A 13,649-nucleotide genomic window follows, 5' to 3' on the forward strand; every position below is an offset into this window, starting at 1 on the left:
CGGGCGCCCCGGACGTCATCTACGGCACCGGAAGGTCACGGCCGGCACCGGGAAGTCATGACCGGCACCGGGAGTCAGGGCCGGTACGCCTGCCGCAGCGCGCAGGTCCAGACGACGGCACGGGGAATCGACGCGGCGTCGACCGCGGAGCCGCCGACGCGCTGGTCGTCGCTGACGGCATACGCCTCGGAGGCGCCCTTCGGGGAGAGCCGGGGCAGCGCCAGCAGGGGGCCGGTACCCGGCCATATCTGGGCCTGTGCCGGAGGCGCCGTCTCCGGCGGGAACGGCCCGACCACGTAGCTGTCCAGAGCGGTGCCCACGCTCACATTGGTCGTGGGGCTGATGGCCTCGAAGGTGCCGCTGGTGCGCTTCCCGAGCAGCCCCGGTTCGCTCTCGGTCGTGTACGGCGGAAGCCACTGGGTGGGGGTCCGGGTGTCCAGCCGGGTGAAGTCATGGGTGCCCACGATCCGTCCGGCGCGGTCGATGTCCCGGGGGTACCAGAAGTCGTAGGGGACTCCCGCGGGCCAGAACCGCTGGAGCGGTACGGCCGCGGCGCCGCTCCGGGCGGACCAGAAGAGACCCGCCGACCACGATTCGTCGTCCTTGACGGCCTCGCCGGAACCGGCGATCTGCCCGGCGTTGTTGATGGCGGTCACCGAGGTCAGCGAGTAGCCGGCGGGCGGCGCGAGCCGGCGGTGGATCCGGGCGCCTTCCCATTCGAGACCGACGAGGGTGCCGCTCCTGACCGCGTCGCCGACGATCAGACCCCGGTCGTTGACGTCCGCCGCGTGGGCTCCCTCCGGCAGCAGGGTCACCGTGCGGGCCCCGGCGCGGAAGCTGAAGGCGGCGGTACGGCCGGCGCCGCGCAGCGACCCGACCATCAGCCCCTTCGCGTTGACGGCCGCGACCTCACCGCCGGTGAATCCGGCGGGCAGCGGTACGCGGTGCACCCGGGTACCGGTCCAGTACACGGGCAGACCGCGCGACGCCCCCACCGCCAGGGCTTTCGGCCCGAGTCCCTTGACCTGGCTGCCTCCTGAACCGGGCAGCGAGGCCAGGACCTGGAGGGCGGGTCGGCAGTCCGCGGGCTTGCGGACGCCGTCGGTGGGCCGGGCCGGCGAGGCCGGCGCCGGGCTCGCCGTGAGCAGGGGAGTGAGGAGCGCGGTCGCGACAACCGCCACCGCGGCACGGATGTGTCTTCGCATCATGATCTCCGTTTCCGAGAACACTGGAATGACCACCGTCAACATTGGAATGAGCCCCATCACGGCCGTGGTGGGCCGGGAATTCCCCCGACCTTCGCAGATATCCTCTGGCTTCCCCGGATTTCCCGGCCTTCCCGGGATCCCATGGCTTCCCGGGACATCCCCTTGCTTTCCGGAGGTTCCCGTCCCGTGGTTTACGGGAGCTTCCGGAATCAGTGCGGGAGATCAGAGGGAAAGGCGCCACGGCATCCGGACGGTGCACACCGCTCCACGGGCGGACGGTTCAGGCCCGCGGGGCGGGCCGGACGCCGTTCCGCGGACCGGCCCCTTTCCTACCGCACCCATGACAATGCGGGACGGTTCCGCCGGCCAATGGCCGGAAATCGTCCGGGAGTGTCCGGGTCCGTTTCCGGCGGATACCGGAGGCGGCCGTGGAATGGAGAGATTCCGCGCTCTCCTCGTCCGACGGCCCGGGGCCGGACCTCGCCTTTCCGTGAATTCCGGCCGGAGTCGTCTGGTAGGGGAATTCGGGGATGTGGTCGGTCCGGCGGACGGTGCACGCCGTGAGGCGCGCGGCCCGGGACACGGCTCGGGCGCACACTGGAGGTATGCGCGGGACGACCGTCGGCGAGACGGCGGAGCGGGAGGGTCTGCTCGCGACAGCCGTTGTCGAAGCCGTCGCAGGAACCAGCGCGTACGCGGGGAGCGCCTTTCTCCGCTCCTGCGACCGCCGGTCGCTCGTGCTCGCCGCGACGTACGGGGTGCCGCCCTCCCTGCTCGGCGGCTGGCGCCTCATCCCGGTGAGCAGTCCCATCCCGGTCGCCACGGCGTACCGCTCGGGCCGCACGGTCCATCTGGCCGACGCCGAGGACACCGCGCGCCGCTATCCCCAGCTCGCGATGGCTCTGCCGTACGCCTTCGGCTCCTGCTCCGTGCCGGTGGCCGCAGGTGGGGAGACCTTCGGGGCGCTGTCGATCGTCTGGGCGGCGACGCCCGGCAGCGAAGGGCTTTCCAGGGCCCGGCGCCGCCACGTGCGGGCCGTCGCCAACCGGCTCGGGGACTCCCTCGTCGCCTTCCGCGCCCGTACCGGCGATCCTGTTGAAGGCGACCTGGAGACGATTCCCGCCGAGACGCCGGCTCCCTCGGCGGCGGCCGTGCGGGTGGGCCTGTTCGGCTGGGACGTCGACTCCGGCATCCTCTCCGTGGACGACGAGTTCTGCGCGATCTTCGGCCTCGACCCACGCGCTTTCGACGGACGGGCCGAAACGCTCGCCGCCTGCCTGCACCCCGGTGATCTCGCTGCCTTCCTGTCCGCGGCCCGGGACGCCGCTGCCGGGGCCCGGATCGCCGCGCGGCGCCTGCGCGTTCGGGATCGTGGGGACGGCGGCGAGCGGTACCGCACGGTGGAGCTGTGGGGCCGCGTACCGGAGGCCGACGGCGCGCGGGCGGGTACCCACCTGGTCGGCGCGGTTGTCGACGCCCATGCCGGCAGCACGGCCGTCGCGACGGTCGAACGGCTGCGGGACGGAGTGTTCTCCCTCGCCCCTGACGGGCGGGTCACCTACGCCAACCACAGCGCCCTACAGCTGTTGGGCGTTTCCGGTGACGAGCTGCTGGGTCAGGTGCTCTGGGACGTGCTGCCGTGGCTCTCCGATCCCGACGTCGAGTCCCGGCACCGGTCCGCGATGATCTCGCAGGCGCCGGGCTCCTTCCTGGCCAGCCCCTCGCCCGACCGCTGGCTCGCCTTCTCCCTCCACCCTGAGGCGGACGGAGTGACCGGCCGGGTGGCACCCCTCGGCCAGCCACCCTCGGCCTCCACGCCCGCCGCCTCCTCGGCCGAGTCAACAACCGCCGCCACCCCGACGCGCCTGGGCGTCATGCACCACGTCCTCCAGCTCGGCAGCGCGCTGACCGAGGCGGTCACCACACGCGAGGTCTGCGAAGTCGTCTCCGACCAGCTCCTGCCCGCCTTCGGAGGCCAGCAGCTGGCGATCTACGTGGTCCGCAACAAAGCGATGCACCGGCTCTTCCACACCGGCCAGCACGAAGACTTCCTCGACTGGCTGGAGGGCGCACCGCTGCACGCCCGCCGGCCGGGTACGGAGGCCCTGACCTCCGGCACCCCGCTCTTCATCGAATCGCGGCAGGACCTCTCCCAGAACTATCCGGGCACCCCCACGGGCGAGGCGAACTCCTGGGCGTACCTGCCGCTGATCGCCTCCAGCCGCCCTGTCGGCATCTGCGTCCTGGGTTTCGACACCATGCACCGGTTCACGGAGCGAGACCGCGGCGTCCTCACCGCACTCGCCGGCCTGATCGCCCAGGCCCTGGAACGGGCGCAGCTCTACGACGCGGAGTTCGCCGTCGCCCGCGGCCTGCAACACGCGCTCCTGCCACACCGGTTGCCGGCGATCCCCGGCATCCGCACCGTCGCGCGCTACCTGCCCGGCACCAGCGAAATGGACATCGGAGGAGACTGGTACGACGTCATCCTCACCAGCGACGGGGTCTGTCTCGTCATCGGAGATGTGCAGGGCCACAGCATCGCCGCCGCGGCCACCATGGCCCAACTGCGCAGTACGGTACGGGCCTTCGCAGCCGTGGGCCATCCCCCCGGCGACGTGATGGCGGGCACCAACCGAGCCCTTTTCGACCTCGACCCCGGGCTGCTGGCCAGCTGCTGTTACCTCCACCTCGACCCCCACACCCACCACGCCCACGCCGTCACCGCCGGCCACCCGCCACCCCTGCTCCGCCGCCCCGACGGGAGGACCGCCATCCTCGACCTGGACATCGGTCCCCTCCTCGGCGTGGAGCGCGAAAGCGCCTACCCCACAACCCGGATCGACCTGCCACCGGGATCCGTCCTCGCCCTCTACACGGACGGTCTGGTCGAGGAACCCGGAACCGACATCGACGTAGGCATCGACCGCCTCCGCGCCTCCCTGGCCCATGCCCGCGCGGACTCCCTGGACGAACTCGCCGACCGGCTGCTGCACAACGCCCGGCGCTCCTCCTACCGGGCCGACGACATCGCCCTGCTCCTCACCGAATGCGGCTCCGCGGCAGGACACCGGGACGACCCCTCGGCCAGGACTCGTGCCGACCGTCATCCCGACTCGGCGGCCGGGCCCTGACGACAACCCGCCCTGCCTCCCGTCAGTTGCCGGCAGTTGCCGTCAGTGGAAGGAGCCCCCGTCGTAACGCCGCCCGGATTCTCCCGTGGACCATCCGTGCCGGCCGTGATCGCCGGTCCGCGACGGTGCGTCGTGTGCGACGTCGCTGAGCGCGGCGACGAGCTGGGAGCGCCCTGCGATGTGCAGCTTCCGGTAGGCACGGGTGAGGTGGGTCTCCACGGTCCGGAGGGACACGAACAGTTGTTGCGCGATCTGCTTGTTGCTGTAGCCCCGGACGGCCAAGGCGGTGACCCTCTCCTCGCTGAGCGTCAAATCGCCACCGGGGTGCGGCATGCGCGTGGTGGCTCGGCCGCCTGCGTCGTGCAACCTCTGCTGAAGGCGCTGTGCGAGCGAGGTGGCCCCGCATGCGGTGGCGATGTCCAGCCCGCGACGTACAGCGGTACGCGCACCGGCCTTGTCGTCGCGCTGCATCAGCGCACGCCCGTAAGCGTGCAGAGCGCGGGCGAGTTCGAGACGGGCGGGCGTACGCTCCAACGTGCTCACCGCCTCAGCCAGCAGGTCGAGGCCTCTCGTCCCGTCCGTCATCGTCCCCTGGGCGAGCAGCACCAGTCCGATGGCGCGCGGGATCTCGCAGCGCCTCGCGAGATCATGCTCCTCCTCCAGGAGGGCATGTGCGTCGCGACGACGGCCCAGTGCCAGGTGGAGGGCGGCGGCGCGGGAGCGCCATGGGAGCATCGCCGGGCTGAGGGTGCCGGCCGTCGTGAGGTGATGACCGCACTCCCGCAGGAGCGACAGGCCTCCGTGGAGGTCGCCCCGGATGGTGCGCAGCGCCGACAGGCTCATCAGGAAACGGGTCCACTCCCAGGAGATATCGGCAGGGTCGGTGCCGGAGTGCCTGGCAGCGATGCTCTCGGCCCTCTCGAGATCGCCCTGCTCCACAAGCGTGTCGATTCTGATGGTGTCCAAGGACAGCCGGTACGGCGGTTCGCCGTTCGGACACGGTCCTTCGGCCGCCGCGCGGGCCGTGGCGGCTGCCTCCCCGATGTCGCCCCTGGACAACAGAATGCTTGCCTTGTAGACGAGCAGGGACGACGACAGGAGGTCGAGGCGCCTTGCCCTGGTCTCCCGCAGCAGGTGCGCGCAGAACTGCTCGGCCCGGTCGAGCTGGTCGAGATGGAGCAGGGAGCGAGCCACGCAGTAGTGCAGCGGGAACAGGTCGGGGGAGAACATGGGCAGATTGACACAGGCGCGGTTGAGCAGCTCGGTGGCGTCCTTGGCCGGTTTGCCCGCCCGCAGGGCGTCGAACGCCCGGATGCCCAGCAGCTGTCGTTCCCCCGGAGTGCTGCCCGTCAGGTCCACGTCGAGCGGAGCGCCCGACTGCCCTGATGCGGTCCGCAGGGAGGGCCGCTCGAACTCCAGCCACCAGCGCAGCGCCTCCTTGCGCAGCCGCCGCTCGCGGGCACTGGGCGCGGGAACCGCCGGTGTGGACAGTTCGGCGGTCAGGCTGTCCAGCCCCGCTGCCGGCCCGCGGTGGTTTCGGGACAGGAGAGAGGAGTACGTGAGGACGCCGACAGCTTTCGCGCGGAGCGAGCCGTCGGTCAGCCCCTCCAGCGCCGCCGCCGCGTACGACACCGCGAGGCCCGGGTCATAGCGGCTGGAGGCGATGGCGAGTTGCAGGAGGAGCTGTGCCCGTTCCTCCGGCGCGCACGGCTGGTGCACCACATGGCGCAGATATGTCACGGCGGTCTCGGCGGCGCCCCTGCGCACCGCCACTTCGGCGGCCCGGCGCAGCACGGCCACCGCCCAGCCGCCCTGGACCGGACCGGCGGCCAGGAGATGGGCAGCCACCTCCTCGTCGGGCCGCCCGCCGAGGTGGAGCACCCGTGCCGCCCGGGCATGGGCCTCACCCACCTCCTGGGGGGACCACTGGGCCAGTACGGTGTCCCGGACGACGGGGTGCACAAAGCACAGGTCGTCGCCGGCGCGCAGCAGGCCGAGGGAGTGCAGCTCCGCAGCGGCGCACCGGATCACGGCCTCGCCCTTGCCGCAGTAGGCCGCCAGCAGCTCGGGTGGCTTGCGATCGCCCAGTACGGACAGCGCACGGGCCAGTGTGAGCGTGTCCTTCGACCCCTGGCAGAGCCGGTGCATGATCGCTTGATGGAGCGTGTGCAGACCGAAGGTCTTGATACTGTCGCGGCCCTTGCCGTCGGGCTGTATGCCGCTGCGCCGGGCATCGCACAGCAGGGCCCGCAGAAAGAGCGGGTGGCCGTCGGTGGCGGCGTGGCAGGCGGAGCTGAAGGACGGATCCACCCGCTGGTTGTCGAACACCTCCGCCACGAGGCGTTCCACGCTGGTCGGTGCGAGCGGTTTCAGGGGGATGGTGCGACATACCGAGGGGTGGGCCAGCTCGTTGAACAGCGGCTCGGGCGTGGGCCTTTCGCCGGTGCGCGTGGTGACGGCCAGGAGTACGGGATGTGCGTCCGCCTGGTGCACCAGGCCCGCGAGCCACCGCAGCGACGGCGGGTCGATCCACTGCACATCGTCGATCGCCAGCACCAGCGGCTGATGACGCGAGAGGTGGAAGGCCAGGTGGTTGAGGCTCAGTAGCGTCTCGGCCCCGTCGGTGCGGGCGGCGACGTCGTGGTGCGGGCGGTTCTCCGGGGAGAGCATGTGCACCACCGGTTCTGCGGCGCCGTTCAACGGGGTCCTGCGCTCGACGTCGGAGGCGGCGGCGAGCAGCGAACGCAGCAGCCGGCGTACCGTACCGAAGGCGAAATCACGCTCGAGCGCGCGGCAACGCGCCCGCAGGACCAGGAAGTCGGGGAGCTCGTCGAGCCAGTGGTGGAGCAGGGCGGTCTTGCCGATGCCGGCGTGCCCGTCGAGCTGTACGACCTGCAACCGCCCTGTGCGGACATTCTCGGCCGCCGCCTTCAGCGCAGTCAGCTCCTTGGCACGTCCCACGAAGGGCCAAGCCGCCGGCTCGGAGGAAAGGCCCTGGTGATCCGGATTCGTCGTATCGCGTCGGCGCCTGTCCATCCGGTGCTCACTTTCCGTCGCTCGGTCTGCTAGACGCCCGCTCGGGGACGCAGGTTGCCAGTGCGACGGCGGATATCTTCTTTGGACAGAGATTGCCCTGTTGGGCGAGGTGGAAGCCGTATACGTAGTGGGGCAGGTGGCACACCGTACGTGGTGGTACGGCGCACGCCTTGGGTCCCGGGCGGTCACGGAACGTTAACCGGAGTGGCACCATCCGTTCTTGCCCGGCACATCCGACGACCGGCACCTGCACCGGTGTCCGCCCTAGGGTGGCCCGGTGGACAGTCAAATGGACCAGAGCTCGACGCAGGGCTCCGGGGATACCGCCGCGCGGCCCGTCCCGACCAATGTGGTGGGCCTGTCCTCGGAGTTCACCGACCCGCTGTGGCGGATATCCGTCGGCCTGAACCCCGTGGAAGTCGCCCTGCTGCGTACCGAACCGCTACGGCGCCTGCACTTCGTCGCGCACGGCGGGGCCTCGACGATCAGCACCTTGCAGTCGTACTCCAGGCTTGAGCACACCCTCGGTGTACTCGCGCTGGTGGCGCACTTCCGTCCGCAGGACGAACTTCTCCGGGTCGCGGCGCTGTTGCATGACATCGGCCATCTGCCCTTGAGCCACACCTTCGAAGGCGTTGCCGGCCTCAACCACCACGCCATCGGCTTGCAGTTGCTGCGGACCGACCCCATCCACCCTGTGCTGGAGAAGCACGGGATCCGTACCGAGGCGGTCATCGCCGCACTCGGCGGACAGCCGCCCTCGCCCCTCACCAACCGCACCGGCCTGCTGAATCTCGACCATCTCGACTCCTATGTGCGTAGTGGCCGTGCCGCCGGGCGTCTCGACACCGATCCGGCCGTGGTGCTGCGCCGGCTCGCTCTCAAGGACTCCGCGGTGTCGGCCGACCGCGTGACCGCCGCCTCACTTGTCGGCCTGATCTGCGCGGAAGCACGGCTGCACACCTCGTGGGACAACGTGGGCCCGGCCTCGGTGGTCCGGCGCCTGGCCTGCCAACTGCTCGACCACACGGCCCTCACCCCGGCCGAGCTCGCCCGGATGACCGATCCGCAACTGTGGTCCGCGTTCGACTCCTGTGCCCTCACGCGAGCGGAGAGCACCATGATCCGGTACGAGCCGCACCGGTTGAAGGTCATGGCCGGACGTACTCCCGGGGCACCTTCCGGTTGGGACTTCTCGCTACGCAAGATCTACAGCTCCGCGCCGCTGGTGGACGGGCAGCGGATCGAGGTGGCCGCGCCCGAACTGGCGGCTGAGCTGGACGCTCTGAGGTCGTTGTCCACCGAGTTCCGCGTGTGGTGGAGCTGAGGTCCCTCAGCGGGAGGGAGGCCGTCCCCGTGTGACCAGGAAACTGGGCGAAATTTTCCGCCCGAGCACGGCGCTGACGACCTGTGACGGTGCCGTCCGGGCTGAACCCCGCTTGATCGACCCGGTTGGGCCGGAGGCAACAATCGAGAGGAGCAGCACCCGTGAGTGAATGGCAACTGGCCGAGACATTCCGCAGCACGTCGGGGGACGTCCGCTGGGGCAGCCTCGGACAACCCGGCCAGGATCCGGTCGTGCTCCTCCACGGCACACCCTTCTCCTCGTATGTCTGGCGGGCCGTGGCCCGCTCACTCGCCCGCCGCCACCAGGTATTCGTATGGGACATGCCCGGTTACGGAGCATCGGAGAAGTACGCCGGCCAGGATGTCTCCCTGGCTGCCCAGGGCAGGGCCTTCACCGAACTCCTGGTGCACTGGGACCTGGCGGAACCCCTGGTGGTCGCCCACGACTTCGGCGGTGCCGTCTCCTTGCGGGCGCATCTGCTGCACGGCGCCCGCTATCGCGCGCTCGCTCTGATCGACCCGGTCGCGCTGGCGCCGTGGGGGTCCCCGTTCTTCCGGCTTGTCGGCGAACACTCCGAGGTCTTCGAACAGCTGCCGCCCGCGCTGCACCACGCCCTGGTGCGCGAGTACGTAAGTTCGGCCAGCAGTCCCGGCTTGCACCCGACAGTCCTCGACCGGCTCGTCCGGCCCTGGCTCGGCGACCTCGGCCAGGCAGCCTTCTACCGGCAGATCGCCCAGGCCGACCAGCGCTACACCGACGAGGTGCAGGACCGGTACGGCGAGATCGACATCCCGACGCTGGTGTGCTGGGGCCAGGACGACACCTGGATTCCGATGGCGAAGGGGCGGGAGCTCGCCGCCCGCATCCCGGGCGCGCGACTTGAGCCAATCGCCGGAGCGGGCCACCTTGTCCAAGAAGACGCACCCGCCGAACTCACAGCCGCTCTCCTCGCCTTCCTCCAGAACCCGCGGTAACGCCCACCGACCCGGTGAAGTCCCGGTCACGGCACTAGAGAGCGCGAGGAGCCGTGCCCCGGTCCCGCAGGAGGCCGGCCGCGCCGACCGCGAGGAGGCAGAATCCGGCCGGCAGGAAGAACGTGAGGTTGAGCGGTGCGAAGTGGGTCAGCTGGCCTACGACGGCCGGTCCGGCGAGCATGCCGAGGTAGCCGAGGCCGGCGACGCGGGAGACGTTGGCTGCGGTGGCGTCGCGGTCGGCGTGGCCTGCCGCGCTGAAGAGCTGAGGGACGCAGCCGGCAAGTCCGGCCCCGAACACGGTCCAGCCGATCAGGGTCAGGGGGACCGAGCGGGACAACGCCACCACCGTCACGGCCAGTGCGGCCGTCGATGCTCCCCAGCGCAGGACCGCTACCGGACCCCAGCGCGCGACCGCGCGGTCGGCGAGCGCGACGCACCACAGGCCGGCCCTCTTGGCCGCCGCGATGCCGCTGGGCGAGTCCTCGAACGCCATCGCCTCGTCCGGCCGCAGCCCCAGCCGGTCCAGCGCCTCCTGGTACAGATGCGGCGCGGGCTTGGCCCGGTCCGGGTCCCCCTCCGAACTGTGTATGGCCTGCCACCCCCTTTCGATGCCGCACTGCCGGAGATACCGGGCGATCCAGGGCCTGCGGCTGTTGCTGACGAGCGCCCGGGTCAGGCCCGAGCGGTCCACCTCGGCCAGCCACCGGCGCACTTCCGGGCGCGAGCCGAGCCCCGCCAGCCGCTCCTCTGTGCTGCGCGAGACCACGGCATCGGCCGCCTTCCGGTCGACCCGGCCGCCCGTCAGCCGCTCCAGTTCGGTCCACAGGTCGAACCCGACCGTGCCCACCACGGTTGACCATGTGCTCCCTGTGAGGACCTGTCCGTGCCGGCGGAAGACCTCCGCGTACGCGTGGAAGATATGAGGCTCGGGATCCCACAATGTGCCGTCGAAGTCGAAGAGGACGGCGCGCAATGGGAGCGCTCTCACAGCGGAGATGCCGGACGGATACGGATGCGGCAAGGCGGACCCCCGTGATGGAAGAAGCGGCGGCACAAGAGTCGGCCACCCGCGGCTCGAATGGCCCTCATTGAAAGCAGCGCCCAGCAGCGAATCAACCAGAAACGCCTAATAGTTCGGCCACCCCGTAACCTCGGCCCTTCGCGACCACGAGGTCGCCGGTCACCGCACCACAAGCAGCACAGCCCGACCTCGGCATTCCCCTCCGCGCCGGGGGCGGCCGGCGGTGAAAGCCATACGGTGAAGGATCTCTCCCGCCCTTGGAGCCGCTCTCCGGGGCGCCACTCCGGCCCGTCCGGATGCGCAGCGGGGTGCGAGCACAGAACGAGCTCAGAACAAGCAGGGCAACAAGCAGGCACCAAGGAGAGAACGAGCAGACAGCCGGCTCACAGCGTCTTCGCCGCGAGACTCAGGCCGTTCCCTCCGTGCCGCCGCCGCTCGCCATGTCAGCGAGAGCCGTCGCCACATCAGGACCCAGGAGCCCGTGATGAACACTGCGCAACACCAGCCGTTCGGGACGGCGCGGCCAGGCGAAAGCGTCGCCGTTCCGGACCGGTACGACCTGGGTGGGGAGCGCCAGCGCCTCGGCAACTCTCGACATCAGCTCGAAGCGGGTCACCACCTCGGCGCCGCCGAAGTGCAGCAGTCCCTGGCGGTGCCAGAGCTCCTCCAACGCCGATGCGAGGCTCGGCAGATACACCGGAGCGCAGACGATGTCCGTCTGCGCCTGGGTGACGGGGCCGGAAAAACGCGCCATGAACCTGTCTGCCCAAGGGCTGCGGCCGAAGACCATCGGGATGCGTACCACCAGGTGGCCGCCCGTCCCCAACAGCACATCCTCCGCCGCGCACTTGGTCCGCCCGTAGACGTTCACGGGCGAGCGCGGGTCCTCCTCGGTGTACACCTCCCCGGTGCCGTCGAAGACGTTGTCGCTGGACAGGAGGAGGATCTTCGTCCCGGTGCCTTGCACCGCCGTGAGCAGCACCTGCACGGAGCGGACATTGAGCGCATGGGCGAGTGCGGGCTGACGCTCGGCGGAGGTGAGATCAACCAGACCGGCGGCGTGGATCACCAGGTCGAAGCCCTGGCCCACGAGTTCGCACAGCGCCGCCTCGTCGCGCAGATCCACCTTCACCAGGCCAGGCACGGCCCGGTGTGTGCAGGTGCCCACCACCGTATGGCGGGTGGAAAGGCTCCGCCACAGTGCTCCGCCGACGTAGCCCGACGCACCGAGCAGCAGGATTCTCATCAGTCATCACCCGGTCCTGGATCTCTGAGCCCGCCGGCGGGCCCACAGTTGGCGGTTCGCTACCGACACCGGTCCGCACCACGCCTCCGATTGGCAACAACAACCGGCAAGAGCCCAGACCATACATCCAGCCAGAGGAGCATGAACCTTGGACGTTCCCACGACAATGCAGGCCCTGGTGTTCGCAACGGGCGAGGGACTACGCCTGTCCAGCCGTCCGCTGCCCGCACTCTCCCATCCGGACGACGTCATGGTCCGGGTCGCCGCCAGCGGTATCTGCGGAACGGACCGGAGCATCCTCCTGGGCGACTTCCCCGCCCGCTCCGGCGTCGTACTCGGACACGAGGCCGCCGGCGACGTCGTTGCAACGGGTCCAGCCGTCACCGCCCTGTCCCCGGGCACGCGTGTGGTGATCAATCCGACCTACTACTGCGGCAGTTGCCGATGCTGCCGTCGCGGGATGGCCGCCCACTGTACGTCGAAGGACGGGCGCGAGGTCGGCGTCGACCGTGACGGCACACTGGCGGAGTACGTGGTGATCCCGGCGCCCTTCCTGCACCCGCTGCCGCCTGGAGTCTCCTACCGCCGCGCCGCACTCGTCGAGCCGCTGGCGTGCGTGCTGAACAACCTCACTGCCGCGTCCTTGCGTTGGACCGACCGCTGCCTGGTCATCGGTGCCGGCCCCATCGGAACGCTCTGCGCTCTGGTGCTGACCTACCGTGGGCACCGCGTCACCGTGGTCGAACGCGACGCCGTCAGAATGGAGTTGGCGCGTCAGCTCCTTCCTCCCACGGCACGGGTGCTGCCGGCGCACCCAGGGAAGCTATGGCCGGCGACCGGGAGAGCGGACTCCGGGCCGGATGTGGTCGTCGACACCACGGGTGCCCTGCTTGCCGACGCCCTGGAGGCCGTCGCGACCGGCGGAACGGTCGTGGCCATGGGAGAGCGGGAGACGGCCACCGTCACGCTGCCCGTACGGTCCCTCGTCACCCGCGGAGTGCGCCTCGTGGGCGCCGGCCCCTACCCCCCGCACCTGTTCCAGACAGCGCTGGACCTGGCACACGACCTGCCCCTGGAGGGTCTGGTCACCCATACACTGCCGCTCCACCAGTACGCCAAGGCATTCGCCGCCCTCAACGTCCCCCTGGCGCCCACCGAGCCGGCAACGGCCTCCTCCTACGCAGCCATGAAGGTCCTCCTGCTCCCCGGCGACCAGGCGAGGGAGGCCTCCCCTTGCGCTGGCTGATCTTCGACTACGGCAATGTCATCAGCAAGCCGACTGAGGTGGTGCCGGAACTGGCCGCCCTGGCCCTGCTGTCCAATGCCCCCCGCTCGCACGGCCAGTTCTTCCGCCGACAGCCGTGGTCCGCGCTCTTCCGCCACCTGGTGTTCTCCGGAGAGGTCGGCGTCGCAAAACCGGAAGACGGCATATGGCGACTCCTTCTCCAGCGCCTCCGCTGCACCCCCGGCGACTGTCTGTTCCTCGACGACCAGCCCCTCAACATCGACAGCGCCCGCGCAGCAGGGATACCAGCCCACCACTGGACCGGCCCGGCCGCGGCACGCCAGGCCATCGCCGAGGCGGGATACCGGTGAAGGAGCTGGGCGCCGTTGCTGCGGGTGCTGCGGTCGGGCATCGTCCCGATGTGCCGGGACGACGGGGTGGCCGACGGGGATGCCCG

At 70.5% G+C, this 13,649-nt stretch carries 9 protein-coding genes; 5 read left to right on the forward strand and 4 right to left on the reverse strand.

The genetic code is table 11. From position 1 onward, the window contains the following. Positions 1–74: 74 nt before the first annotated feature. Positions 75–1,205, reverse strand: a complete 1,131-nt coding sequence (locus ACZ55A_RS34095; protein ID WP_468848577.1) for a hypothetical protein — start codon at positions 1,203–1,205, stop codon at positions 75–77. A gap of 608 nt (positions 1,206–1,813) precedes the next feature. On the opposite strand from ACZ55A_RS34095, the gene ACZ55A_RS34100 reads away from it, so the two are divergent. Beyond that, positions 1,814–4,342, forward strand: coding sequence for a SpoIIE family protein phosphatase (locus ACZ55A_RS34100; RefSeq protein WP_468848579.1), 2,529 nt, complete (start codon positions 1,814–1,816; stop codon positions 4,340–4,342). Positions 4,343–4,384: 42 nt separating this feature from the next. On the opposite strand, the gene ACZ55A_RS34105 is transcribed toward ACZ55A_RS34100, so the two are convergent. After that, positions 4,385–7,303: a helix-turn-helix transcriptional regulator gene (locus tag ACZ55A_RS34105; protein WP_468848580.1), complete on the reverse strand. Its 2,919-nt coding sequence runs from the start codon at positions 7,301–7,303 to the stop codon at positions 4,385–4,387. A gap of 352 nt (positions 7,304–7,655) precedes the next feature. Between ACZ55A_RS34105 and ACZ55A_RS34110 the strand changes: the two genes are divergently transcribed. After that, positions 7,656–8,705, forward strand: coding sequence for an HD domain-containing protein (locus tag ACZ55A_RS34110; RefSeq protein ID WP_468848582.1), 1,050 nt, complete (start codon positions 7,656–7,658; stop codon positions 8,703–8,705). A 161-nt stretch (positions 8,706–8,866) separates the two neighbouring features. Beyond that, a complete protein-coding gene (locus ACZ55A_RS34115) occupies positions 8,867–9,700 on the forward strand; it encodes an alpha/beta fold hydrolase (RefSeq protein ID WP_468848584.1) in 834 nt (277 codons plus the stop codon). Between the two features lie 34 nt (positions 9,701–9,734). Here ACZ55A_RS34115 and ACZ55A_RS34120 read toward each other — a convergent pair whose 3' ends face one another. Continuing rightward, positions 9,735–10,754 carry an HAD family hydrolase gene (locus tag ACZ55A_RS34120; RefSeq protein ID WP_468848586.1) on the reverse strand — a complete coding sequence of 340 codons (1,020 nt, stop codon included), beginning with the start codon at positions 10,752–10,754 and terminating at the stop codon, positions 9,735–9,737. A 373-nt stretch (positions 10,755–11,127) separates the two neighbouring features. Next, on the reverse strand, positions 11,128–11,967 hold the full coding sequence (locus ACZ55A_RS34125) for an SDR family oxidoreductase (protein ID WP_468848587.1): 840 nt from the start codon (positions 11,965–11,967) through the stop codon (positions 11,128–11,130). A gap of 148 nt (positions 11,968–12,115) precedes the next feature. Between ACZ55A_RS34125 and ACZ55A_RS34130 the strand changes: the two genes are divergently transcribed. Together ACZ55A_RS34130 and ACZ55A_RS34135 are read left to right on the forward strand one after the other, a co-directional pair. Beyond that, positions 12,116–13,213: a zinc-dependent alcohol dehydrogenase gene (locus ACZ55A_RS34130; protein WP_468848589.1), complete on the forward strand. Its 1,098-nt coding sequence runs from the start codon at positions 12,116–12,118 to the stop codon at positions 13,211–13,213. Beyond that, positions 13,201–13,563 (forward strand): HAD-IA family hydrolase, encoded by a 363-nt coding sequence (locus tag ACZ55A_RS34135; RefSeq protein WP_468848590.1) that lies wholly within the window; start codon positions 13,201–13,203, stop codon positions 13,561–13,563. Before ACZ55A_RS34130 ends, ACZ55A_RS34135 begins: the two co-directional genes overlap by 13 nt. Positions 13,564–13,649 lie beyond the last annotated feature (86 nt).

The sequence above is a fragment of the Streptomyces sp. NPDC034111 genome (assembly GCF_055575375.1).

What these genes read in the sequence shown, in the direction of transcription:
- ACZ55A_RS34095 (WP_468848577.1), bottom strand. Translation starts at nt 1,205, where the DNA reads ATGCGAAGACACATCCGTGCCGCGGTGGCGGTTGTCGCGACCGCGCTC.
- ACZ55A_RS34100 (WP_468848579.1), top strand. Translation starts at nt 1,814, where the DNA reads ATGCGCGGGACGACCGTCGGCGAGACGGCGGAGCGGGAGGGTCTGCTC.
- ACZ55A_RS34125 (WP_468848587.1), bottom strand. Translation starts at nt 11,967, where the DNA reads ATGAGAATCCTGCTGCTCGGTGCGTCGGGCTACGTCGGCGGAGCACTG.